This is a genomic window from Dongia deserti (assembly GCF_003574735.1).
Taxonomy (GTDB): domain Bacteria; phylum Pseudomonadota; class Alphaproteobacteria; order Dongiales; family Dongiaceae; genus Dongia_A; species Dongia_A deserti.
In genome coordinates this window covers 135,691-158,763 of record NZ_QORW01000002.1, presented here as the reverse complement: position 1 = coordinate 158,763, position 23,073 = coordinate 135,691, and the positions used below count along the sequence as shown (strand labels likewise).

The 23,073-nt window shown below is 62.9% G+C and carries 21 protein-coding genes and 1 tRNA gene; 17 read left to right on the top strand and 5 right to left on the bottom strand.

The genetic code is table 11. The features are described 5' to 3' along the window. Positions 1 to 36: 36 nt before the first annotated feature. Complete coding sequence (locus tag DTX69_RS03765; RefSeq protein ID WP_162916623.1) at positions 37 to 1,125, bottom strand: glycosyltransferase; 1,089 nt, start codon at positions 1,123 to 1,125, stop codon at positions 37 to 39. Between the two features lie 319 nt (positions 1,126 to 1,444). Here DTX69_RS03765 and DTX69_RS03760 point away from each other — a divergent pair, with 319 nt between their 5' ends. Further along, entirely contained in the window at positions 1,445 to 2,563 is a 1,119-nt protein-coding gene (locus DTX69_RS03760; RefSeq protein WP_162916621.1) for a glycosyltransferase family 2 protein, read from the top strand. Positions 2,564 to 2,622: 59 nt separating this feature from the next. Here DTX69_RS03760 and serB read toward each other — a convergent pair whose 3' ends face one another. Beyond that, positions 2,623 to 3,522 carry a phosphoserine phosphatase SerB gene (serB, locus tag DTX69_RS03755; RefSeq protein ID WP_162916619.1) on the bottom strand — a complete coding sequence of 300 codons (900 nt, stop codon included), beginning with the start codon at positions 3,520 to 3,522 and terminating at the stop codon, positions 2,623 to 2,625. Here serB and miaA point away from each other — a divergent pair. The 11 genes from miaA (at position 3,500) to DTX69_RS03700 (ending at position 14,868) form a co-directional block, all read left to right on the top strand. Further along, complete coding sequence (gene miaA, locus DTX69_RS03750; RefSeq protein ID WP_284735528.1) at positions 3,500 to 4,531, top strand: tRNA (adenosine(37)-N6)-dimethylallyltransferase MiaA; 1,032 nt, start codon at positions 3,500 to 3,502, stop codon at positions 4,529 to 4,531. The genes serB and miaA overlap by 23 nt on opposite strands. Positions 4,532 to 4,622: 91 nt before the next feature. Next, positions 4,623 to 6,383 (top strand): acetolactate synthase 3 large subunit, encoded by a 1,761-nt coding sequence (locus tag DTX69_RS03745; protein ID WP_119300168.1) that lies wholly within the window; start codon positions 4,623 to 4,625, stop codon positions 6,381 to 6,383. A 53-nt stretch (positions 6,384 to 6,436) separates the two neighbouring features. Beyond that, positions 6,437 to 6,946 carry an acetolactate synthase small subunit gene (ilvN, locus tag DTX69_RS03740; RefSeq protein ID WP_119300167.1) on the top strand — a complete coding sequence of 170 codons (510 nt, stop codon included), beginning with the start codon at positions 6,437 to 6,439 and terminating at the stop codon, positions 6,944 to 6,946. 10 nt (positions 6,947 to 6,956) lie between these two features. Then, positions 6,957 to 7,598 carry a LysE family transporter gene (locus DTX69_RS03735; RefSeq protein WP_119300166.1) on the top strand — a complete coding sequence of 214 codons (642 nt, stop codon included), beginning with the start codon at positions 6,957 to 6,959 and terminating at the stop codon, positions 7,596 to 7,598. A 22-nt stretch (positions 7,599 to 7,620) separates the two neighbouring features. After that, positions 7,621 to 8,640 (top strand): ketol-acid reductoisomerase, encoded by a 1,020-nt coding sequence (ilvC, locus tag DTX69_RS03730; protein ID WP_119300165.1) that lies wholly within the window; start codon positions 7,621 to 7,623, stop codon positions 8,638 to 8,640. 334 nt (positions 8,641 to 8,974) lie between these two features. Beyond that, positions 8,975 to 10,018 (top strand): rod shape-determining protein, encoded by a 1,044-nt coding sequence (locus DTX69_RS03725; protein ID WP_119277125.1) that lies wholly within the window; start codon positions 8,975 to 8,977, stop codon positions 10,016 to 10,018. Between the two features lie 122 nt (positions 10,019 to 10,140). Further along, complete coding sequence (mreC, locus tag DTX69_RS03720; protein WP_119300164.1) at positions 10,141 to 11,112, top strand: rod shape-determining protein MreC; 972 nt, start codon at positions 10,141 to 10,143, stop codon at positions 11,110 to 11,112. Next, complete coding sequence (gene mreD, locus DTX69_RS03715) at positions 11,109 to 11,621, top strand: rod shape-determining protein MreD (protein WP_162916617.1); 513 nt, start codon at positions 11,109 to 11,111, stop codon at positions 11,619 to 11,621. Before mreC ends, mreD begins: the two co-directional genes overlap by 4 nt. Before the next feature lie 11 nt (positions 11,622 to 11,632). Next, complete coding sequence (gene mrdA, locus DTX69_RS03710; RefSeq protein WP_119300162.1) at positions 11,633 to 13,522, top strand: penicillin-binding protein 2; 1,890 nt, start codon at positions 11,633 to 11,635, stop codon at positions 13,520 to 13,522. Between the two features lie 12 nt (positions 13,523 to 13,534). Then, a complete protein-coding gene (gene rodA / locus DTX69_RS03705) occupies positions 13,535 to 14,695 on the top strand; it encodes a rod shape-determining protein RodA (RefSeq protein WP_119300161.1) in 1,161 nt (386 codons plus the stop codon). Positions 14,696 to 14,792: 97 nt separating this feature from the next. Beyond that, positions 14,793 to 14,868, top strand: a tRNA-Lys gene (locus DTX69_RS03700). Between the two features lie 163 nt (positions 14,869 to 15,031). On the opposite strand, the gene DTX69_RS03695 is transcribed toward DTX69_RS03700, so the two are convergent. The 3 genes from DTX69_RS03695 to DTX69_RS03685 form a co-directional block, all read right to left on the bottom strand. Next, positions 15,032 to 15,229, bottom strand: coding sequence for a hypothetical protein (locus DTX69_RS03695; RefSeq protein WP_119300160.1), 198 nt, complete (start codon positions 15,227 to 15,229; stop codon positions 15,032 to 15,034). Between the two features lie 93 nt (positions 15,230 to 15,322). Then, entirely contained in the window at positions 15,323 to 16,195 is an 873-nt protein-coding gene (locus DTX69_RS03690; protein ID WP_119300159.1) for a glycosyltransferase, read from the bottom strand. A gap of 208 nt (positions 16,196 to 16,403) precedes the next feature. Next, positions 16,404 to 17,132: a GntR family transcriptional regulator gene (locus tag DTX69_RS03685; protein WP_119300158.1), complete on the bottom strand. Its 729-nt coding sequence runs from the start codon at positions 17,130 to 17,132 to the stop codon at positions 16,404 to 16,406. A 141-nt stretch (positions 17,133 to 17,273) separates the two neighbouring features. On the opposite strand from DTX69_RS03685, the gene DTX69_RS03680 reads away from it, so the two are divergent. The 5 genes from DTX69_RS03680 to DTX69_RS03660 all read left to right on the top strand — a co-directional run bounded on the left by DTX69_RS03680 (position 17,274) and on the right by DTX69_RS03660 (position 23,073). Further along, positions 17,274 to 18,317, top strand: coding sequence for an ABC transporter ATP-binding protein (locus DTX69_RS03680; RefSeq protein ID WP_119300157.1), 1,044 nt, complete (start codon positions 17,274 to 17,276; stop codon positions 18,315 to 18,317). Further along, positions 18,314 to 19,375, top strand: a complete 1,062-nt coding sequence (locus DTX69_RS03675) for an ABC transporter ATP-binding protein (protein WP_119300156.1) — start codon at positions 18,314 to 18,316, stop codon at positions 19,373 to 19,375. Before DTX69_RS03680 ends, DTX69_RS03675 begins: the two co-directional genes overlap by 4 nt. A gap of 11 nt (positions 19,376 to 19,386) precedes the next feature. Next, positions 19,387 to 21,171 (top strand): ABC transporter substrate-binding protein, encoded by a 1,785-nt coding sequence (locus DTX69_RS03670; RefSeq protein ID WP_162916615.1) that lies wholly within the window; start codon positions 19,387 to 19,389, stop codon positions 21,169 to 21,171. Positions 21,172 to 21,232: 61 nt separating this feature from the next. Then, positions 21,233 to 22,183, top strand: a complete 951-nt coding sequence (locus DTX69_RS03665) for an ABC transporter permease (RefSeq protein WP_119300154.1) — start codon at positions 21,233 to 21,235, stop codon at positions 22,181 to 22,183. After that, entirely contained in the window at positions 22,180 to 23,073 is an 894-nt protein-coding gene (locus tag DTX69_RS03660; RefSeq protein WP_119300153.1) for an ABC transporter permease, read from the top strand. Before DTX69_RS03665 ends, DTX69_RS03660 begins: the two co-directional genes overlap by 4 nt.

Genomic DNA, 23,073 nt, shown 5'->3' with positions numbered 1-23,073 from the left:
CTTCAGCGGGATGGCGGGTTCCATGACCTAGTCCGCTTACGCTCCATCGCTAGCGCGAAGCCGCTCTGCGAACTCGGCGAGATGCGTCTCGAGCAAGCGCCATGGGACGCCACTCACATCGCCAAAGGGCCAGGTGGCGCCGCTGAACCGGCGTTCGCCGCCTAGCTCTTCGATTAGATCGTCGACCATGACCAGAAAGCGCTCGCGCTCCGGCTGAATCTTGGCGAGCGTTCGCGCCCGGACGACCTCACGGGGAATATTTCGCGCCCGAAGCTCAGCGACCGCATCGCGTACCGCGGCGGGATCGGGCTCGCAGACGATGCAATATTCGGGATCGAAGAAGACGTCGCGCCCACCCTTGGAGGGCGTGCTGACCACCGGCAATCCGGCGAGCAAGTATTCCATTGAGGCGTAGCTGGACCCTTCCACCTCGGAGAGGATGAGCCCGACGGCGCCACGGCCGAGCGCGGCGTTCACTTGGTCATGCGACATGGTGGCCGGCAGATCGTCCGCCAGTGCGTTCAGAAGCACGTGATCGGGGTTGTGCGCCAGCAGCAGTTGGTGCAGGCGCCGGAACTGTTCCCGCCGCCGATCTTCTACGTCGATATAGGCGATGTAACCAACTCGCGGAATTGCCGCGGCGAGCTCATGACGCTTCTCCGGTATGAAGCGGGCATTGTAGATGGCATCGAACTCCACCTTGATCTCAGGGAGAGGTCGGAACATCCGGTCGGAAACCATGAAGTTCTTGTTGAGGAACACGGCGGGTAAGCCGAGATCCACCAGCAACTTCGTCTCCTCGGATGTGTTGCAGATGAAGCGAAGCCGGTGATTCGGATAGCGTTCGGAGTGCTGGGCGAAGTTGCGCTTGATGGCCTCCGGAACGCCCCGGCGCTCTATGGACCAGGTTGGAAAGATGATGAACCCGGCTCTCGCCTTTCCATGGCGCCGAGCGAACGGCTCGGCGATCCCCAGATACTGCTTGTAGGGAATCCCTGAGAGGAATATCGGCGGCGCCACCGACAGCAGCCGTACTGGCCCGACATCGGTTGGCCAATCTATTGTCGCGGGCTTGCGGCCTCGCGGCTGCTTCGGCGGAGCGGCGTGCCCGAGCATACGTTTCACGCGTCTTTTAATGGCGCGAGATATCAGATTCTTGAGGCGCAAGCGGACCGTCCTTGGATGGTGTCCATCGAGGTGATCTCAGACTCGGAGCATTCACCACTACCAAAACGCTTACAGTGGCACGCCTGAGCTGGAGAGTTCGCTGCCAAAATCCCTCCGGCTTCGGCACAGAATGACTGTGTCGCGGCTCGCAAGGTTACTGGAATTGCCGGTAAGCCTTAGTTATGTTATGTGAGAAATGCAACGGCAGGTAGATCGCGGCTTTCTCCACGCTCGCTGCGTCGGTTTAGGGTGCCCTGCGACGAGGGATGACACTGAGATGGATGCGCGAGTGCCAGGAGCCGTCGCTGAAGCTGGGAGAGCCGGTTCCGACGTGGCGACGGAGTTCGCCGGCGTCCAGCTGCCGCGAGCTGCAGTCGTGATCGGCTGCCACAATCAGGCAGCCTACATCGAGGCGGCGATCCGTTCGGTTGCAGCTCAGAGCTACGAGCACTTCGAGTGCGTCGTGCTCGACGACGCCTCCGCTGACGGCAGTGTCGACCGTATCCAGGAAGTAATTCAATCGCTTGGCGATGCTCGCTTCCGGGCCATTCCGCGTCGCGAGAATGGCGGGCAAATGATAACGATGTTGGAAGGGCTGGATGCCACGTCTGGTCCCTTCGTTGCTTTTCTCGACGGCGATGACCTGTGGCACCCTGCGTTCCTGGAGAGACACATCCTGGCCCATATGTCCACGCGGGGAATAGCCGCCGTGTCGTGCTCGAACCTCGCTGTGATCGACGCGACGGGAACTCAGCTCTCTGGCGGGAAGCCTAACTTCATCGGCACCGATCCGCGGCAGCCGCAGGGCCAGGCTGAAGTCACGGAGGAGGTGCTTGACACCGAAGCGCGCCTTTTCGTTGCTCCCGGAACTTCCTCCAGATGGATCTGGTCCGCGACCTCCGGAATAGTGTTCAGGCGTACCGTCCTCGAAGTCCTCCGGCCGGCTCGCCCGGAACGCCTGCGCATCTGCGCGGACCGCTATCTCGTCGTTGGCGCCCATATGCTCGGCGGTACCGTTCGGATCGAGCGGAGCCTGGGCTGCTACAGGCTGCATGACGGCAACGGGTTCTCGCGCAACAAGCTGCTGGGCAGCAGAATCGCTCTTGGCAGGCCGTCGCAGGACATCGTCGCCGCATCCAACGACGAGTTCGTCCGATGCTTGTGCGACATGGCCGAGGTGCTGCGCGCGACTCTCTCGCCGAGATACGTTGCAAAGCTGCTGATCAAGCATCTTGGCGAGGAAGATGCCTTTGCGTTGGCGGCGAGCAACGCCGGCGCGAGGCTGATTCTGTCAAACATGCGGGCGCCGCGTCCCGATACGAGTCTGCGGAAGATCAAGCGCCGCCTGAAGGGTTGGCTCAGGCTGAAGTCCGACAAGGCGAAGAGCTCGCGCTAGCTGGCCTGAGCGCCAGGCTCAAGTACGCTGCCGAGGCATGTTTCGGCCGATTGGACGGGTCAAACTTCCCCGACAAACTCCACGCGCCGATAGCCCTGCAGATAGAGCAGCCCGGTCGCGCCGGCATAGTCCAGCCAGATCGGGATCGCCTGCTTGACCTTCGGCTTGCCGCAGAAGGCGATGCCGAGGCCGGCTTCCTGCAGCATCGGGATGTCGTTGGAGCCGTCGCCGATCGCCAGCGTCTCGGGCTGCGCCAAGCCGCGTTCGAGCGTGAGGCGCCGCAGCGCTGCGACCTTCCCGGCGGGGTCGATGATAGGCAGCGGAATGCGGCCGGTGAGGCGGCCATCCACCAGTTCGAGGTCGTTGGCAATATCGCAGTCGAAGCCGATGAGGTCGCGCACGCGGGTGGTGAAATAGGTGAAACCGCCGGAGACCAGGGCTGTATAGGCGCCGTGAGCGCGCATGGTGGCAATGGCGACTTTCATGCCGGGCGTCGGCTCGACCTTGCGCCAGGTCTGTGCGAGCGCGTCGATCGGCAGTCCGCGCATCAGCTCCATGCGCGCGACCAGGGTTTCCGTGAAGCCCATCAAGCCATTGACCGACTGGCGCGTAAGATTGTCGATCTCCGCCTTGTGCAGCGTGAAGGTGGAAAGCTCATCCAGTGTCTCGCCGATGATGGCGGTCGCGTCCATGTCGGACAGCAGCAGCTTCTTGCGGCGACCGGCCGCGCGCAGCACGTTAACGTCGACCGGCACGTCGATCAAGCGGCGGCGCAGTTCCGCGAGCACCGCCGCGTCGTCGCCTTCAAAGGGGACTTCGGCCGCGCGCTCGGGATCGAGCCAGGTGATCGGCCCGGCACGCGCATCGGCAGCCTGTAAGCCGTGATTGACCCGCTCGGTCAGGGCCGGTGTAAGCTCCGCCGCGTCGGGAGCGCAAATGAGCGACAGCACAAAGGACATGGCGAGCGCGGGTATAAGCGAGGTGCGGCAGGGGCACAAGCCGGTCCTGGTCATTGCCGGTCCGACCGCCAGCGGCAAATCGGCGCTGGCGGCGCGCCTGGCGCAGGCATTCGATGGCATCGTCATCAATGCCGATTCCATGCAGGTCTATCGCGATCTGCCGATCCTGACCGCGCAGCCAAGCACTGCCGAGCAGGCGGAAGTGCCGCATCGGCTCTACGGTTTTCTTGCGCTCAATGACGTGTGCTCGGCCGAACGCTGGGCCACGCTCGCGCGCACGGAAGTGGATGCGGCGCATGCATCCGGCAAGCTGCCGATCCTGTGCGGCGGAACCGGACTCTACCTACGCGCGCTGATGCAGGGGTTCTCGCCCATCCCGGATGTGCCGGCCGATGTTCGCCAAGCGGCGCGCAACCTGCTGGAAGAGATCGGATCGGCGGCGCTGCGCGAGCGGTTGGCAATCGGCGATCCAGCAAGCGCAGCGCGGCTGCATGCGAATGACCGGCAACGCATCGTGCGTGCTTGGGAAGTGCTCCAGGCGACCGGCAAGCCACTCTCCGAATGGCAGAAGCTGCCGCCGGCGTTTTCGGTCGATCTCAAGTTTCTCACCTTTGTGCTACTGCCCGAACGCGATGCGCTTTATCGGGCCTGCGATCAGCGCTTTCTCATGATGCTGGAACGTGGTGCGATGGCGGAGGTGCGGCGGGTGCTCGAACTCCATCCGGACCTTTACCAGCCCGAGCGGGCGCCGCCTGAGGGCGGGGCCAAGGCACTCGGCTTCTGGGGCTTGGCCCGGCACGCCCGGGACGGATCGGAGGTTTCGGCGGAGACGATTGCGGTGGCACAACAGCAGACCCGGAATTATGCCAAGCGGCAGGGGACCTGGTTCCGCAACCAAATCCCGAATGAGAATTTTATAACTCCAGAGCCGCCCGATATGCAATTTTCAGAAAGTAACTATGCAGGAATCAGCCAGAAAATTCGCGGTTTCCTGTTGACCGAGGGGTGATCAGACACTAGGTTCCGCCGGCCCAGTGGCGGAAACAGCCCCGCGGCAGCTATTTTTGCATCGTAGAGCGGGCGGGGAAGGAGCGCTTGCCATGGCGACGGAACCGATCACTGGCGCGGATATCGTCATCAAAGCCCTGGTGGATCAGGGTGTTGAGGTCATTTTCGGATATCCCGGCGGGGCCGTCCTTCCGCTTTATGACGCCCTCTTCAAGCAGAACCAGATCCGCCACATCCTGGTGCGGCACGAGCAGGCGGCGGTTCATGCCGCCGAGGGCTATGCGCGCTCGACCGGCAAGGTCGGCGTGGTGCTGGTGACGTCAGGCCCCGGCGCGACCAACGCAGTAACCGGCCTGACCGACGCGCTCATGGACTCCGTCCCGGTCGTGTGCCTGACGGGCCAGGTGCCGACGCACCTGATCGGCAATGACGCGTTCCAGGAAGCGGACACGACCGGCATCACCCGCCCCGTCACCAAGCACAACTACCTGGTCAAGTCGATCAACGACCTGTCACGCGTGATCCACGAGGCGTTCCATGTCGCGCGCAGCGGCCGTCCGGGACCGGTGGTGGTCGACCTGCCCAAGGACATCCAGCAGGCGAAATACGAATACGTCAATCACGCCAACCAGCGGCACCGCTCCTACAATCCGCAGATGAAGCCTGACCGCGCGCTGATAGAGCGCGCCGTCGAGTTGATGGCGAATGCCGAACGGCCGCTGTTCTATATCGGCGGCGGCGTGGTGAATTCCGGGGTAGCAGCCTCGCAGCTGCTGACCGAGTTCGTGCGCCTGACGGGCTTCCCCTGCACGCAGACCCTGATGGGCCTCGGCGCGTTCCCGGCGTCGGACCCGCTCTCGCTCGGCATGGTCGGCATGCACGGCATGTACGAATCCAATCATGCGATGCATGATTGCGACTTGATGATCGCGATCGGCTCGCGGTTTGATGATCGCGTGACGGGTAAGCTCGCGGCCTTCTCGCCGGGCTCCAAGAAGATCCACGTCGATATCGATCCATCGTCGATCAACAAGAACATTCATGTCGACCTCGCCATTGTCGGCGACGTCGGCCACGTGGTCGAGGACATGCTGCGGGTGTGGAAGGCGCGGCAAGTGAAGCCCAACGGCAAGGCGCTGGCGGCCTGGTGGGACCAGATCAACACCTGGCGCGCGCGCGATTGTCTGCGCTATCGCCCCTCCAAGGAGGTGATCAAGCCGCAATATGCGCTGCAACGGCTCTATGACGCGGTGAAGAATCGCGACTTCTACATCACGACCGAGGTCGGCCAGCATCAGATGTGGGCCGCGCAGTTCATCAAGTTCGAGAAGCCGTACCACTGGCTGACGTCTGGCGGTCTCGGCACCATGGGCTACGGCCTGCCGGCCGCGATCGGCGTGCAGGTCGCGCATCCCGAGGCACTGGTGATCGACGTGGCCGGCGAAGCCTCGATCATGATGAACATCCAGGAGATGTCGACCGCGGCGCAGTACCGCACGCCGGTGAAGGTGTTCATCCTGAACAACCGCTGGATGGGCATGGTGCGCCAGTGGCAGGAGCTGCTGCATGGCGGCCGCTATTCGGAGAGCTACAGCGACGCGCTGCCGGATTTCGTGAAGCTGGCGGAGGCTTTCGGCTGGACCGGATTGCGCGCGACCAAGCCGGTGGAGATGGACGATATCATCAAAAAGATGATCGAGACCCCGGGCCCGGTGATCGTCGACGTCGCGGTCGATGAGAAGGAGAATTGCTTCCCGATGATTCCGTCGGGATCGGCCCACAACGAGATGCTGCTGGGACCGGAGGATCAGAAGGCGAGCCCGGTCTCCGAAGAAGGAATGGTGCTGGTGTGACGACCGCCGTTCCTTTGCGTCGTCGCGATCCAGCCAAGAAGGGGGCTGAAGGAGTGCAGCAGCAACAGATTGAGCGTCACACGATCTCGGTGATGGTGGACAACGAGGCCGGCGTCCTGGCGCGCGTCATCGGCCTGTTCTCCGGCCGCGGCTACAACATCGAAAGCCTGACCGTCGCCGAAGTCGATGCGCAGCGCCACTTCTCGCGCATCACCATCGTCACCAGCGGCACGCCGATGATCATCGAGCAGATCAAGAACCAGCTGCGCCGCCTGGTGCCGGTCCATCGCGTCACCGATCTCACGATCGAAGCGCCGTCGCTCGAGCGCGAACTCGTGCTCGTGAAGGTGAAGGGGGCGGGTGAGAAGCGCGTCGAATCCCTGCGCATCGCCGACATCTTCCGCGCCCGCGTCGTGGATTCGACGATCGAATCCTTCGTCTTCGAGATGACGGGCTCGACCGAGAAACTGAACGCCTTCATCAACCTGATGCAGCCGCTGGGGCTTATTGAAGTGTCGCGCACCGGCGTGGTCGCGATCTCGCGCGGTCCGGAAGCGATCTGAGGGAAGCGCGATGACGGACTTCAGCCTGTCGCAGGGTGTTTCGGTGCTGACTGCCTTCGCTGCAGTCCATCTGCTGGTCGCGGCGAGCCCGGGGCCGGCTTTCCTCGCGGTTTCCCGCACAGCGATCAGCAACTCGCGTTCGGCGGGCGTGATCGCAGCCGCGGCGATGGCAACCGGTGCCCTGATCTGGGCGGTGGCGACCTTCTTCGGGCTGCACCTGCTGTTCGCGCAAGCGCCGTGGCTCTACGATGCCATGCGCCTGGGCGGCGCGGCCTATCTCATCTATCTGGGCGTCGGCATGCTGCGCGAGGCGTGGCGCGGCGGCGACATGTCGGCCGAATCCGTTCAGCTCGCGGTAGCCAGGCGTGCGACCTTCCTGCGCTGCCTTGCGGTGCAGCTCTCCAATCCGAAGGCGGCCGTGTTCTTCGGCTCGATCTTCGTGACCCTTCTGCCGGTCGATGCACCGCTGTGGCTGAAGGGCGCGGCGCTGGCGATCTTGGCGATGAACGAGTTCGGCTGGTACGCGCTGGTCGCCCTGGTGCTGTCCGCACCGCGGGCGCGGCGGATCTACAGCAACGCGAAGCGCGGCTTGGACGCGCTGTTCGGCGGGTTTCTGACGGCGCTCGGCGTGAAGCTGGCGCTGTCGCGGTGAGCTTGGAGTCAAGGAGACGGAGATGAGAGTCTATTACGATCGCGATGCCGACGTGAACCTGATCAAGGGAAAGAACGTCGCCGTTGTCGGCTATGGCAGCCAGGGCCACGCCCACGCGCTGAACCTGAAGGACAGCGGGGTAAAGGAAGTGCGGGTCGCGCTGCGCCCCGGTTCCGCCTCGGCCAAGAAGGCGGAGAATGCCGGCCTCAAGGTCATGACACCGGCCGAGGCCGCGAAGTGGGCCGACCTCGTCATGATCCTGACGCCCGATGAGCTGCAGGCGAAGCTCTATGCCGACGACCTTGCACCCAACATGAAGCAGGGTGCTGCGCTCGCTTTCGCACACGGCCTCAACATCCATTTCAAGCTGATCGAGCCGCGCGCCGATCTCGACGTGCTGATGGTGGCGCCGAAGGGCCCGGGCCATACCGTGCGCGGCGAGTATCTGAAGGGCGGCGGCGTACCGTGCCTGGTCGCGGTCGCGCAGAACGCGTCGGGCAACGCGTTGGAGCTCGCGCTCTCCTATGCCAGCGCGATCGGCGGCGGCCGCTCGGGTATCATCGAGACCAACTTCCGCGAGGAATGCGAGACCGACCTGTTCGGCGAGCAGGTCGTGCTGTGCGGCGGCCTGACCGCCCTCATCCAGGCCGGCTACGAGACCCTGGTCGAGGCGGGCTACGCGCCGGAGATGGCGTATTTCGAGTGCCTGCACGAAGTGAAGCTGATCGTCGACCTGATCTATGAGGGCGGCATCGCGAACATGCGCTACTCGATCTCCAACACCGCGGAGTACGGCGACTACACCCGCGGCCCGCGCATCGTGACCGAAGAGACCAAGCGCGAAATGAAACGCATCCTGGACGATATCCAGTCGGGCCGTTTCGCGCGCGACTGGGTGCAGGAATGCAATGCCGGCCAGCCGAGCTTCAAGGCGATGCGGCGCCGCGCGGCGGAGCATCCGATCGAGGAAGTCGGCGGCAAGCTGCGCGCGATGATGCCGTGGATCTCCAGCAATCGTCTGGTCGACAAGAGCAAGAACTGATCGCCGTCTATATCATTCGATGCATGTGCGAGGGCCAATGACTCCGTTGGTCCTCGCTTGGATTCGTGTGCCAATTTGGCTCTTGTCTTGACTTGCAAGCGAGGGGTAAAAGCATACCCGGCCAGCCGGGGAACGACCTGCTGAGTCGCGAACAGGCGGGCCTCTTCGGCATATCTGACGCGGTCTCCTGTGCCGTGGCGCATCAGCCTGCCGCCCCCGAAAGCAGCGCGGCTTTGCAGAAGGGCTCGGTTGCCCAGCGTCGTCCGGTAACCTCTTATCAGGAAAGTCGCGGGTAGGTTGAGCCCTAGGGTCCGAGTGAGACGGGTGAAATTGGATGTTTTCTAAGCTGGTGGGCATGTTCTCGTCCGATATGGCGATTGACCTGGGGACCGCGAATACCCTTGTGTATGTGAAAGGCCGAGGAATTGTCCTCAACGAACCATCCGTCGTCGCCATCGCCGATACCCGTGGTAAAAAGCACGTTTTAGCTGTCGGCGACGAGGCCAAGCTGATGCTGGGCCGAACTCCGGGAAATATCCAGGCAATCCGCCCCTTACGCGACGGCGTCATCGCCGATTTCGAGGTGGCGGAGGAGATGATCAAGCATTTCATCCGCAAGGTTCATAACAACCGCAGGTCGTTCGCTCGGCCGCAGATCATCGTCTGCGTCCCGTCCGGCTCGACCGCGGTGGAACGCCGCGCCATCCAGGAATCCGCGGAATCCGCCGGCGCCAGCAAGGTGTGGCTGATCGAAGAGCCAATGGCCGCCGCGATCGGCGCGGGCCTGCCGGTGACGGAGCCGACTGGCTCCATGGTGGTCGATATCGGCGGCGGCACGACCGAGGTGGCCGTCCTCTCGCTCGGCGGCATCGTCTATTCGCGATCGGTCCGCGTCGGCGGCGACAAGATGGACGAAGCCATCATCGGCTACATCCGCCGCAATCATAATCTCCTGGTCGGCGAAGGGTCCGCCGAGCGCATCAAGAAGGAGATCGGCTCCGCCTGCCCGCCGGAAGACGGCGAAGGCAAGGTCATGGAAATCAAGGGCCGCGACCTGATGAACGGCGTGCCTAAGGAGCTGGTGATTACCGAGCGGCAGGTGGCCGAGGCTTTGGCCGAGCCGGTCGGCGCCATCATCGAGGCCGTGAAGGTCGCGCTGGAACATACCGCCCCCGAGCTGGCGGGGGATATCGTCGACAAAGGCATCGTCCTGACGGGCGGCGGCGCCCTGCTGGCCAATCTCGATTATGTGCTCCGCCACGCGACCGGGCTGCCGGTCTCGGTGGCCGACGACGCCCTGTCCTGCGTGGCCCTCGGAACCGGCCGTTGCCTCGAAGATATCAAGGCGCATCGCCACGTCTTGATCAGCATGTATTAACCATGTTTGCGGTAGCATAGCCGCAGTTTTCCTTTGCGGCCGTGGTTCGCCTGTGGAAAAATTAGATAAGGGACGGGATTCCAAGGCTTTGAGCGCCGGCAAGAATTCCCGGAGGGCGGGACGTGAGACAGCGTTCTAGCGCCATCGGCGCGACTTCCTCCCTGAAGGTCTGGTTCCAGCGGTTTTCTTTTGTCCTGCTGACGATCGCCGCTTTCGGGGTGCTGCTGATCGGCAAGGCGGATACCGTCATGCTGTCGCGGCTGCGCATCTGGGTTGCCGACAGCATCGGCCCGGTGATCCACGTCGTCTCGGCGCCGGTCGAGACCGCCCGCGAGACCGCCAGCGACGTGCAATCCTACTTCTCGTTGAAGCAGCAGGTCGAAGTGCTGCTGCGCGAGAACCAGGCCCTCAAGGACTGGGAGCAGCAGGCGCGCAATCTGCAGGCGGAGAACGAATCGCTGCGCGCGCTGCTGAAGATGGCGCCGAGCCCCCGTGTCAGCTTCATCAGCGCGCCGGTCATTGCCGATGCGTCCTCCGGTTTCGTGCGCGGCGTCATTGCGCTCGCGGGACGCCAGCATGGCGTGGTGAAGGGGCAGGCCGCCATGGTCGGCAACGGCATGGTCGGGCGGGTCCAGGATGTCGGCGATCGCGTCTCGCGCATCATGCTCCTGACGGACATCAACAGCCGCCTGCCCATCCTGATCGAACGTACGCGCGACCAGGCGGTCCTCGCCGGCAACAACTCGGATCAGCCGGACATCAACTACCTGCCGCGCGATGCCGACGTCAAAGTGGGCGATCATGTGGTAACATCAGGCATCGGCGGCGCTTTCCCGCCCGGCTTGCCGGTCGGCGAAGTGGCCGAGATCGTGGACGGCAAGACCTACGTTCAGCCTTTTGCGGATCTGGGCCGCTTGGAATTCATCCGCATGGTGGATTATGGGCTCCCGGGCGTGTTGCGCGAAGATCTCGGCATCGACTCGTTGAGTCAGCAATTCGCCAAGCCGAGGGCCGCACCGGTGCAGCTGCCGAAGCCTGCTAAGCCCGCAGCCACGCAACCGAAGCTGAAACCGGCAGAAGGATCCAACCGGTGATCGGACTCAGCATCCGGCATCAGATCACGGAGTGGCTGCGTCTCGCGACGCCGGCGCTGGTTTCCTTGCTGCTGTTGTTGATCAGCATTGCGCCTTGGCGACCGTTCGACGCGCCCCTGGGAGGATCCTTGGTCGCGGCTTCGATCTTCTACTGGACCATCTACCAGCCGGAGGCGATGACGCCCTGGGTGGCGGCCCTGGTCGGTCTGGCAAGCGATCTGCTCGGCCTCTCGCCCTTCGGCCTCAGCATGCTCGTGGCGCTTATCGTGTGCGGCAGCGCGCAGTTCTGGCGGCAACATTTGGCCGATGCCTCCTTCTTCCTGGTGTGGCTGGCCTTCGCGGCGACCTCGGTTGCCGTGTTCTTCTTCTCCTGGGCGTTGGCGGCGCTGATCCTGGAGCGATGGCCAGATCCTTGGCCGATTGCGCTGCAAAGCATCGTGAATGTCGCGCTCTATCCGGTCCTGACCCTCCTGTTCGGACGATTGCAGCGCGCGCTGTTCGATCAGTGAGGGCCGCTAGTATGGGCCGGATCAAGCAGCAGCAACAACAAAGCCAGCAGAAGGTGTTCACGCGCCGCGTGGCGCTGTTGGGCGGGCTGCAGCTTGGCATGGTCAGCGCCCTGGCCAGCCGGCTCTATTACCTGCAGGTAGTAGAGGGCGAGAAATACAAGCTGCTGTCGGACGAGAACCGCATCAGTCACCGCATTCTGTTCCCGCCGCGCGGCCTCATCCTCGACCGCTTCGGCATCCCGCTGGCCACCAATTCGCCAAGCTACCGCGCCATCCTGGTGGCAGAGCAGACGCCGAACCTGCAGGCGACGCTCGAAGCCTTTTCCCGGATCGTGCCGTTGAGCGAACGGGACATCGCGCGCACCATGCGCGAGAAGCAGCGTACCCAGGCCTTCAAGCCGATCACGGTGAAGGACGATCTCACCTGGGAAGAGGTGAATGCAGTCGAGCTCAACCTGCCCGACTTGCCGGGTATCTCCATCGAGATCGACCAGAAGCGGGTTTATCCGTTCGGCGGCATCACCTCGCACATCCTGGGTTATGTCCAGGTGCCGAGTGAACGGGATGTCGAGAACGACCCCGATCCACTGCTGAAGCAGCCCGGTTTCCGCATCGGCAAGAACGGGCTGGAGCGGCAATATGACGGGCCATTGCGTGGTGGCGCCGGCGAGAGCCAGCTCGAAGTCAATTCCTACGGCCGCGTGATCCGGGAGCTCGCCCGGCGCGAGGGCGATGCCGGCAGCGATCTCGTGACCACGCTCGACATCGGATTGCATCAGTTCGCGCATCAACGCCTGTCGAGCGAAATGGCCGGCGCGGCCGCGGTCATGGACGTCTATACCGGCGACCTGCTCGCCTTGGTCTCGACGCCATCCTTCGATCCGACGGCGTTCTATCGCGGCCTGACCACCGATGAATGGCAGGAGCTGAGCAACGATATCTACGGCCCGCTCACCAACAAGGCGGTTGCCGGCCAGTACGCGCCCGGTTCGACCTTCAAGATGATGACAGCGCTGGCCGGCTTGAGGGCCGGCGTCAGCCCCAACGATCGCGTCTATTGCAGCGGCGTCACCACCCTTGGCTCTGCGCGCTTCCATTGCTGGAAGCGCGAAGGTCATGGCTCGATGGACATGACCAACGCGCTCAAGCATTCGTGCGACGTCTATTTCTATGAGATCGCCCGGCGGGCTGGCATCGATAGGCTCGCGGAGACCGCGCGGATGTTCGGCCTGGGCGCCATGCAGGGTCTCGATCTGCCGGGGGAGAAGCCGGGCCTGATCCCCGACTCGCAATGGAAGAAAGCCACTTTCAGCGACATCTGGCATCCGGGCGAAACGCTGGTGGCCGGTATCGGACAAGGTTTCATTACCACGACGCCGCTGCAGCTTTGCGTCATGACGGCGCGCATCGCCAATGGCGGCTATGCGGTCAGGCCGCGTCTGGTGCGACGGATCTCCGAGGAATCGCCGAACGACGAAGGAAACCCGACATTCCCGAGCCTCGAGTTGCCGCAGAACTACCTGAATGTGCTGCGCGTCGGCATGGACATGGTGAGCAACACCGAACGCGGCACCGCTTTCCGCTCGCGCATCGATATTCCGGGAATGGAGCTGGCGGGTAAGACCGGGACTGCGCAGGTGCGGCGCATCACCATGGCGGAGCGCGCGCGTGGCGTGCTCAAGAACGACCAACTGCCCTGGAACCAGCGCGACCATGCGTTGTTCGTCGCGTTCGCGCCGGTCCATGCGCCGCGCTACGCCTGCGCCGTGGTGGTGGAGCATGGCGGCGGCGGTTCGGCGGTCGCTGCGCCAATCGCGCGCGACATCCTGATTGAATGCCAGCGGCGCGACCCGTCACGGCGCAATCCCAATGCCGAAGGCGGCCGGCGCGAGATGCCGTGAGGAAGGACTGGAATGAGCGTCGAACTCCATAGCGTGGGATCGCCGCCGGGCCTCCGGCTGACGCAGCGCATCCGGCAGGTTCCGTGGAGCCTGATCATTCTCATCACCATGGTGGCGTCGATCGGCTTCGCGATGCTCTATTCCGCCGCCGGCGGAGACGCGGACCGCTGGATGAACAAGCAGGTCATCCGCTTCGCAGTCGGCATCTGCGTCATGATCACCATCGGCATGGTCGATCTGCAGCGGCTCGCGAAGATCGCCTATCCGCTCTATGGCGTCGCCTTCATCCTGCTGGTGTATGTCGAGTTCGCCGGCGAGGTCGGCATGGGGGCGCAACGTTGGATCGATCTCAAGTTCTTCCAGCTGCAGCCCTCGGAGCTGATGAAGATCTCCCTGTGCCTGGTCCTGGCGCGCTATTTCCACAGCCTCAGCTATGAAGAGATCGGCCGGCCATGGGTGCTGATCATGCCCACTTTGCTGGTGGTGCTGCCGGCAGGCCTGGTGCTGAAGCAACCGGACCTCGGCACGGCCGGTATGCTGCTGATGGCGGGCGGTGCCATCTTTTTCGTGGCGGGCGTCCGCTGGTGGAAGTTCGCGATCGTGTTCGCCCTCGGCATCGTCGGGGCGGTCGGGGCATGGAATTCCGGCTTCCTGCATGATTATCAGAAGGCACGGCTTCTGACCTTCCTAGACCCGTCGCGGGACGCGCTGGGCACCGGCTATCACATCACGCAATCCAAGATCGCGCTGGGTTCGGGCGGCGTCTGGGGCAAGGGATTGATGCAGGGGTCGCAGGCGCAGCTGAACTTCCTGCCCGAACGCCACACGGACTTCATCTTCACCATGCTGGGCGAAGAACTGGGCATGGTGGGTGGGCTGCTGGTGTTGGCACTCTATTCGCTGCTGGTAGTCTATGGGCTCGCCATCGCACTCAGGACGCGCAGCCACTTCGGGCGCCTTCTGGCGTTCGGCGTGACCATGAACATATTTCTGTATTTTTTCATCAACACCGCGATGGTGATGGGCCTGATCCCGGTCGTCGGCATCCCGCTGCCGCTGATCTCCTACGGCGGCACCGCCTTGATGACGGTCATGGTGGGATTCGGTCTCCTGATGTCGGTCTATGTCCATCGCGACTATCGGGTCGGCCGGCGCACCTCCGGCGAGGATTGATTCCCCTAAGCCATTGGCAGCCCTCGGAAAATATGGGCCAATTTGGCTATCGACAAAGCTGTGGCGCTTTTGCTATACCGCGCGCCTCGCATGGGGCGGGCGCATAGCTCAGTTGGTAGAGCAGCTGACTCTTAATCAGCGGGTCCCAGGTTCGAGTCCTGGTGCGCCCACCATTTTTCAAAATAGTTGTTTCGATGCGTTAAGACGCGGTCGTCTGGACAAAGACAGGCACCGCGAGGATTGGGGCGTCGGCTGCGACCCTCGCGGAGATCTCAGGGGCAAAAGCTCTATTGGCCTCCTAAACGCACCGGAAGGCGCTGTGTCCCTTACTCCTACCTAGCCTCGCGATTCTTTCAGCATCTCCAGATCGAGCGTCAAGCCGTCGTAGCCAACGATGACCTTCACATCGTTTTCGCGGCCGATTTGCTTCAGCGTTCGTTTCGCCGCCGCGATATCGGCGTAGAACCACGCGCCAAAGTGAACCAGCAGAATGAATCGCGTTGAGGTTTTGAAAAGCGAAATCAGGTCAGGCACGCCGGTATGGCCAAACGGCCGCCCCGTGCGGCGATCTGCAGTGGTCGAAACACTGAAGCTGAATGAATGTTGCGATGCCTGGTAAAGCGCGGCTTACCAGTCTTCTGGCGGCGCTTTCGTTGGTCGGCCCCGCATTTGGTTCAGGACATTGCCGCCATGAACGACTGTGCACCACATCGGGCGCTTGGTCTTCAGCAGATCGGCGTCCATCAGCTTGTGCAACCGATTGTGACTGTGGGCGTGGACGGTGACGAATTCCCGGGCCGGACTATGCTCAAAAACTGCTGGGTATTGGTTAAGCGGGAATCTAAACGCGCGATAGATACCGGAATGTGCGTCGAGGTACAGGCCTCTTGTGAAATAGGTGGCAAAACGGCGCCGGCCATTCCATCTGATCTCGCGCAGAGCTTGCGTGAACGTAGCCGAAAGCTGATCGTCACTGTCGATTCGGCTGGTGATGATGGAGTCTCCCATCTTCGCCACGCGGGAAGCTACCAACGGTCCAAGCGCGGTATTGGGAGCAACTGGAATTACCTCTGAGTTCGGCGCGCGCAAGAGACGCTCCACGATGGTGTTGTCGGTTTCAGGGCTTACAAGGATCAGCCACCTGAAGCGGGGGTCTGACTGCGCGGCCATTTTCGGCAAGCAGTAGCGCTCAAACAACGCTATGCGCTCCTCCAGCCACACGGGATCAAGATGTACCGACCTTTGCGGCTGCTGTCCGAAGCGAACGGCGATGTTGAAGCGCGTGATATAAACGACGGGGATCGGCCGGATTAGGTTCTTAATTATGTGTCTCATGCCCTCAACATCCCTCGATTCGGCGGAAGATGCTTCGAGCTCCGACTCTTCGTCGAGCGAACGTCTCGCAACTCCTGGCTCCCCATTCCATCTGCCCCCGATCCGCCGCAAAGCACGCAGCGCACTCAACCGCCAGCCAAGCGCGAACGTGTTCAGTGCGGCCATAAAGGACTGGCAGCCTGCCGGCAAGTCTTTCGCCTTAAAGTGCGATAGATGCCAGTACTGCAGTTGAGATCACACGCAAACTGTTGGCGATTCCTAGATCTAATTCGGAATCGTTGATCCGGCGGCATCGCCGTGCCGCGCTTCTTTGACGGGCAGCGAGGCGAACAGCCAGCGGTGGAGACGCAGCCCCCGTGGTCCGCTCAGCGGGCTATCGCGAGGTCGGCTCGGCCCGCACGGCAGCGAGCAGGTCTGCAGACCAGTAGCCGATGATCGTTTCGATGTGATCGCGCATAGCTCGGGCAGCGACCTCCGGGTCGCGGGTCACCAGGGCATCGCGCACGGTCTGGTGCTGCTCCATGCTTGAGGGTAAGCCGATGCGGTGGTCGGGTGTGACGCCGACCGGTCCGTTGCCGAAGGTGTAGCGATGCACATGCAGCGCGCAGCGGGTCAGGATCGGCTCGAGAGTCGTCAGTCGCGCCCGCTGAAATATGCTCAGATGGAATTCGCGATCGAGCTCGCTGAGGCTGTAGCCGTCGTGCCTTGCTTCGGCCTCTCCAATGCGCTCGATGATGGTGTCGAAATGCGCGAAGTCGGCCTCCGTGCAGGATTGCGCGGCCCGGCGCGCGCTCTCCGTCTCGAGTGAGATGCGGATGCGCGCCATCTGCGCAGCTTCTTCCAGCGACGTGGTGGAAACGACCGTCCCGTGATAGCCGCGGCGCGTCACCAGCCCGTCCTGCTCCAGGCGCAGGAGCGCTTCGCGCACCGTTCCTTGGCTGCAGCTCATGGCGCCCGCGATCTGTTGTTCCAAGAGCGCCTGGCCTGGCTCGATGCGGCGCAGAAGGATGGCGCGTTTCAGCGAGTGATAGACCGCGTTGCTCTTGCGCTGCTTCGGCGGCAGCGAGTTCTCCGCACTGAGGATCTTGGCGAGATACGTCATATGTGCGCTGCTGACCCCGTGTTGACAGTCGGCAGGTTTACCGACACACTAACGATATTGATAATGATAATTTGCTTCTGAAGCAATGGGCGCAGCCGGTGCGAGAGGCTGCCCAGAAGGTCAAGCACATGGCTGCTCTGAATGTCTCATCGAAGACATCGAGGCGTCCTGCGTTGGCAGAGCGCGACCGACGTGCCGCCGCTGCTTGAAGTCGACGGTCTTTCAGTCGAGTTCAGGATGCCTGACGGGGTCATCCGCGCGGTCAACGATGTCTCTTTCCATGTGGAGCGCGGCGAGGTCGTGGCGATCGTCGGTGAATCGGGAAGCGGAAAGTCCGTCACGGCACTCGCGATCCTGCGCCTGGTTTCGGAGCCGCTCGGCCGCATCATTGCCGGAGCAGTTCGCCTCGATGGGCAGGATCTATTGCGGCTGGATCATGAAGCGATGCGTCGCGTCCGCGGTCATCGGATCGGCATGGTGTTCCAGGAGCCGATGACATCGCTCAATCCGGTCTTGTCGATCGGCCGCCAATTGACCGAAGCAATGCAGACTCATCTGGGGCTGTCGCCGGGCGCCGCTCACGCACGCGCCGTCGAACTGCTTCAACTCGTCGGAATCGCCGAACCGGAACGCCGTCTGAAGCAATATCCTCACCATCTCAGCGGCGGGATGCGGCAGCGTGCCATGATCGCGATGGCGCTCAGCTGCAAGCCCGAGCTCATCATCGCCGACGAACCGACCACCGCTCTGGACGTTACGATCCAGGCGCAGATCCTGCACCTGATGCAGGATCTCTGTCGACGTCTCGACGTGGCGCTCATCATCATCACCCACAATCTGGGCGTGGTGGCGCGCTACGCGGACCGCGTCAACGTGATGTATGCGGGGCGCATCGTCGAACGTGGATCGGCGAGCGATCTTTATCGCGCTCCGAGCCATCCCTACACGATAGGCCTGCTCAACTCGGTGCCGCGGCTGGACCGACCGCGCGATATTCCGATGGAGCCCATCCCGGGAAGCCCGCCCGATCCGCTGGCCCTGCCTTCAGGCTGCGCTTTCCGGCCACGCTGCAAGCTTGCCATGTCGCACTGCGCTGAAGCCGCGCCGCCATTGCGGTCGGTCGCCACCGCGCACGAAAGCGCCTGCTTCGAGTTGCACCGGCTGCAGGCAATGGTGCCGGCATGAGCGCGGAAGACGTCCTGGTCGAACTGCGCGATGTGCGCAAATACTTTCCGGTCAAGCGCGGGATCGTGTTCGATCGCGTCATCGGGCAGGTGAGGGCGGTTGACGGCGTGAGCTTTTCGATCCGCCGTGGTGAGACCTTCGGGCTGGTCGGCGAATCGGGCTGCGGGAAATCCACCATCGGCCGCCTGCTGCTGAAGCTCGACGAACCGACATCGGGACAAATCCGGTTCGCGGGCCGCGACATCGCCGGCTTCGATGCGGCCGAAACGCTTGCTTTCCGCCGGCGTGTCCAGGCGGTGTTCCAGGACCCGTACAGCTCGCTCAATCCACGCATGACCGTGGAGGAGATCGTGGGCGAGCCGCTGCTTGTGCACAGCATAGAGGCGAGCCGTGCCGGAAGATTGCAGCGCGTCCGGCAATTGCTGTCCGTTTGCGGCCTGCCGGCACGGTCGGTGGACAGCTATCCGCACGAGATGAGCGGCGGGCAGCGCCAGCGGGTCGGCATTGCGCGCGCACTTGCGCTGCGGCCCGACTTCATCGTGTGCGACGAGGCCGTATCCGCCCTCGACGTCTCGATCCAGGCGCAGATCGTCCGGCTGCTGCAGGAGCTGCGGAGCGAATTCGGCCTCACCTATCTCTTTATCGGCCACGATCTCAGCGTGGTGCGCCACATCTGCCGGCGCGTCGCCGTCATGTATCTCGGTCGCATCGCCGAGATCGCGGACAGCGATATCCTGTTCGACGAGGGCTGCCATCCCTACACGCAGGCACTGCTCGCGTCGGTACCGGTTCCGGATCCCGAGATCGAGCATCGCCGAGCGCACCAGATGATCCGTGGCGAAATTCCGAGCCCGATGAATCCGCCGAGCGGCTGCGTATTCCATCCGCGCTGCCCGCTCGCCGATGAAAGCTGCCGCCGATCCGTGCCTGAATTGCGCAAAGCCGGTGAAGAGCATGATGTCGCCTGCCCGAAGGTCGGGCCAGCCGACATAAGCCCGGCATGGCTCACCGACAAGGCGAAGGCCGATGCCGTGCCGGGAGGTCCAGGGAGAAGCTAAGGGAGGTCCAAATGACGACGAAGCAGGTGATGCTGAGCGAAGCAGAGCAGGCCCGCATCCGTTCGGAGCTTGCCGACGCATATGACTTCGACCCGCGCGATCCGCTGTTCGGATTGAACCGGCAGGCACTATCCGGCTCCCGGCTGGAGCGACGCACCGTACTACGCTTGCTGGCTGCGAGCGGATTGCTGACGGCCGGCCACCTGATCGGCGTGCCGCGTCCTGCGGTGGCGCAAGGCAAGGCCGGCGGCACACTCAAGTGCGGCTGGGCGGCCGTGGGCGAAATCGCCACGCTGGATCCGGCGCAGATCAATCAGGTCCTGCAGTTCCAGATTGCCTCCAACGTGCTGTCTGGCCTTACACACATCAATGCCGAACTGGTTGCGGAAGGGGATCTGGCGGAAAGCTGGGAGGTTTCCGACGACGGCACCGAATATACTTTCAAGCTGCGGGAGGGCGTCGTCTTCCATAACGGCGATCCCTTTACTGCCGATGATGTGCTTTTCACATACCAGCGGTCGAGCGATCCGGCGAAGTCGATCCATTCCGCGGTTCTCGCCAATGTCGCGAGCGTCGAGAAGGTCGAGGACCACACAGTGCACTTCAAGCTGAAGGCGCCGCAGGCTTCGTTCCTGCCGAAGGTGCTGGAGCGAGCGAGCGGCCGCGCCATGACCATCGTGAGTCGTGGCGCGCTCGAGAAAATGGGAGAATCGGAATACGGACTGAAGCCTGTGGGAACCGGGCCATTCAAGGTGACCGAGCACCAGCTCGGCCAGACCGTGGTGCTGGAGCGCAATCCTGACTATTATGACAAGGACCGTCCGAAGCTCGACAAGGTCATCATCCAGCCGATTATTGATGCCGAGCCGCTGGCCGCCGCGATCGAGGCCGGCGACATCCAGCTCATCGGAGGCAACCCGATTGCGCCTGAGCTCGTCGACCGCTTCGTCGCAAATCCCGATCTGGTGGTGGACGAAACGCCTGGTCCCACCTTCCAGGCCGTGTGGATCAACCCGTGGCACGAGCACATGAAGGTCACCGACTTCAACAAGCCGGTCGAAGAGCTGATGAAGGAGAAGGGATTCATGGTGCGCCTGGCGATCGCCAAGGCACTGGATCGCGAAGCTTACATCAAGCAGGGGCAGTTCGGCCGCGGAATGCCCGCGTTCGGCACCGTCAATCCGGCAATGGGACGTTACTTCGATCCGGATCTCGCCAAGGCCAGTACGCAGACCTTCGATCTTGCGAAAGCCAAGCAACTGATGGCCGATGCGGGCTATCCGGACGGCCAGGGCTTCCCGAAGCTGCGCCTGCTGACGACGCCGTCCAACCGTCGCGAGACCCAGGTGGTCGGCAATCAGCTCAAGCAGCATCTCAACATCAACGTCGAGATCGAGACCAAGGACTTCCCGGTTCTGATCGAGGATTTCGATACCATGAACTGGGATCTCGTGCGCCTCGGCAGCGGCGGCGACTACGATCCGGACGATGCCCTGGTCGACTGGATGCAGACGAACTCCAAATTCAACGGGCGGAGGCGCGACAAGGCAAAGTACGCGTTCGGCTTCTTCTCAGACAAGGAGGTCGATCAGCTTATTTCAGATCAGAGCGCGACCGCCGACATCGACAAGCGGCGCCAGATGGTGACGAAGGCCAACAAGATCACCTCGGACAAGGTCGCAAGCGCCTTCTTGTTCCACCAGCCGGACATCCTGGTGCACCACAAGACCGTGGCGTTCCCGAAGGAGAGCCGAATTCCAGGTCTCGTCGATCTCGACCGCGTGACCTTGGCTTGAGGACGAAGGCCGCGGCGGGCACCGTTGCCCGCCGCCATCCGCGGCGATCCGAGAGGAGCGCATGACCCGTTATCTTATTCGCAGGGCCATCGGCGCCGTCATCGTGATGTGGGCAGTGGCGACCTTGGTCTTCTTCATGCTGCGCATCGTACCGGGCGATCCGATCGGCGCGATGTTGTTCGATGCCGGTGATGCCGCAGCCGTCGAAGCCCTGCGGCACAAGCTGGGTCTCGACGCCCCGATCTACGTGCAGTACGTGAAGTGGTTCTGGCTGGTGTTCCAGGGCGACCTCGGCAATTCCATCTACGGCAGCAACATGCCGGTATCGAAGGCGATCATCGAAGCCTTGCCGCGCACGCTGTCGCTGGCAGGCCTCGGCTTCATCATCGCCTTGGTGATCGCGGTGCCGGCCGGACTTATTGCCGCCACGCGCCGCAACACCATGCTCGACAACGTCGTCTCGTTCTGGGCTTTTCTGGGTCTCAGCATGCCGGAATTCTGGTTCGGCATTCTGCTCATCATTGTCTTTGCGGCCGGCCTCAAGTGGCTGCCGGCGATCGGCTATGTGCCGCTGTCGGACGGTTTCTGGCCGTGGGTATCTCACCTCATCCTTCCCGCGATCGCGGTCGGCACGACGTTCTCCGCGATCATCGCGCGTAACATCCGCTCGGGCATGCTGGAGGTGCTGAAGACGGACTATATCCGTGTAGCCCGAGCCAAGGGACTGACGACGTCCGCAGTGATCCTGCGGCACGCCTTCCCCAACGCGCTGATCCCGGTGATCACGGTGGCGGGCATCGCATTCGCTTTGCTGATGGCAAATGCGGTGGTCGTGGAGAACGTGTTCTCGATCAAGGGGCTCGGCAGGCTGCTGATCAACAGCATCCTGAACAGGGATTATCCCACGGTCCAGGGCGCGGTGCTGGTGGTCTCCGCGATCTTTGTGCTCAGCAATTTGGTGGTCGATGTCCTCTACACGATGATCGACCCGCGGATTCGGTACGACAAATGACCGAGCAGGCGCTCATCGACACGTTCGAGGCCCCGCCGCGGCGGCAGCGCGGTTGGGCAAAGCTGCGCGGCGTTCTATTGAGCGACCGAAAGGCGCTATTCGGCCTGGTGATCCTCAGCCTGTTCACGATCGCGGCGATCTTCGGCCCTTGGATCGCGCCCTATGATCCCAACGCCATGTCCTTCGACATGATGCTGTCGCCAAGCTGGTCGCATCCGCTGGGCACAGATGACCTGGGCCGCGATTTGCTGAGCCGCATCATCGTCGGCACCCAGGTGTCGATGTTCGTGGGGGTCGCCACGGTGGCCATCGCGCTGGTCGTCGGCGTCACGCTCGGCGTGCTGGCGGGCTATTTCGGCGGCTGGCTCGACCACATCATCATGCGCTACATCGACCTGCAATGGGCGTTCCCGAACATCATTATCGCAGTCTATCTGGTCGCGGTGTTCGGAACCGGGCTCCTCAACCTTATCATCGCCATCTCGCTCGCTTTCTTTGACGATTTCGCCAGGATTGCCCGCGGCATGGTGCTGTCGATTAAGGAGGAGCAGTATATCGCGGCGGCGCGGACCGTCGGCGTCTCACATCTCCGGATCATGTGGCGCCACATACTGCCGAACGCAATGGCGCCCATCATCGTGCAGGCGACGGTCAGCGTGTCGTATGCCATCCTGGCCGAAGCAAGCCTGTCGTTTCTCGGCCTCGGGGTCGAGGCGACGACACCGACCTGGGGTCTCATCCTCGCCGAAGCGCGCAGCTTCATCACGCGCGCTTGGGGACTCGGCATCTTCCCGGGTATCGCGATCATGCTGACCGTGCTGTCCATCAACTTCATCGGCGACGCACTGCGCGACTTCCTCGACGTGCGCGAGACCAAGGAATCGGCCTGA

What these genes read in the sequence shown, in the direction of transcription:
- serB (WP_162916619.1), bottom strand. Translation starts at nt 3,522, where the DNA reads ATGTCCTTTGTGCTGTCGCTCATTTGCGCTCCCGACGCGGCGGAGCTT.
- DTX69_RS03760 (WP_162916621.1), top strand. Translation starts at nt 1,445, where the DNA reads ATGGATGCGCGAGTGCCAGGAGCCGTCGCTGAAGCTGGGAGAGCCGGT.
- DTX69_RS03670 (WP_162916615.1), top strand. Translation starts at nt 19,387, where the DNA reads ATGACGACGAAGCAGGTGATGCTGAGCGAAGCAGAGCAGGCCCGCATC.
- DTX69_RS03680 (WP_119300157.1), top strand. Translation starts at nt 17,274, where the DNA reads ATGTCTCATCGAAGACATCGAGGCGTCCTGCGTTGGCAGAGCGCGACC.
- DTX69_RS03745 (WP_119300168.1), top strand. Translation starts at nt 4,623, where the DNA reads ATGGCGACGGAACCGATCACTGGCGCGGATATCGTCATCAAAGCCCTG.
- DTX69_RS03690 (WP_119300159.1), bottom strand. Translation starts at nt 16,195, where the DNA reads ATGGCCGCACTGAACACGTTCGCGCTTGGCTGGCGGTTGAGTGCGCTG.
- DTX69_RS03685 (WP_119300158.1), bottom strand. Translation starts at nt 17,132, where the DNA reads ATGACGTATCTCGCCAAGATCCTCAGTGCGGAGAACTCGCTGCCGCCG.
- ilvC (WP_119300165.1), top strand. Translation starts at nt 7,621, where the DNA reads ATGAGAGTCTATTACGATCGCGATGCCGACGTGAACCTGATCAAGGGA.
- DTX69_RS03665 (WP_119300154.1), top strand. Translation starts at nt 21,233, where the DNA reads ATGACCCGTTATCTTATTCGCAGGGCCATCGGCGCCGTCATCGTGATG.
- DTX69_RS03675 (WP_119300156.1), top strand. Translation starts at nt 18,314, where the DNA reads ATGAGCGCGGAAGACGTCCTGGTCGAACTGCGCGATGTGCGCAAATAC.
- miaA (WP_284735528.1), top strand. Translation starts at nt 3,500, where the DNA reads ATGAGCGACAGCACAAAGGACATGGCGAGCGCGGGTATAAGCGAGGTG.
- DTX69_RS03735 (WP_119300166.1), top strand. Translation starts at nt 6,957, where the DNA reads ATGACGGACTTCAGCCTGTCGCAGGGTGTTTCGGTGCTGACTGCCTTC.
- mrdA (WP_119300162.1), top strand. Translation starts at nt 11,633, where the DNA reads ATGGGCCGGATCAAGCAGCAGCAACAACAAAGCCAGCAGAAGGTGTTC.
- DTX69_RS03660 (WP_119300153.1), top strand. Translation starts at nt 22,180, where the DNA reads ATGACCGAGCAGGCGCTCATCGACACGTTCGAGGCCCCGCCGCGGCGG.
- DTX69_RS03725 (WP_119277125.1), top strand. Translation starts at nt 8,975, where the DNA reads ATGTTTTCTAAGCTGGTGGGCATGTTCTCGTCCGATATGGCGATTGAC.
- rodA (WP_119300161.1), top strand. Translation starts at nt 13,535, where the DNA reads ATGAGCGTCGAACTCCATAGCGTGGGATCGCCGCCGGGCCTCCGGCTG.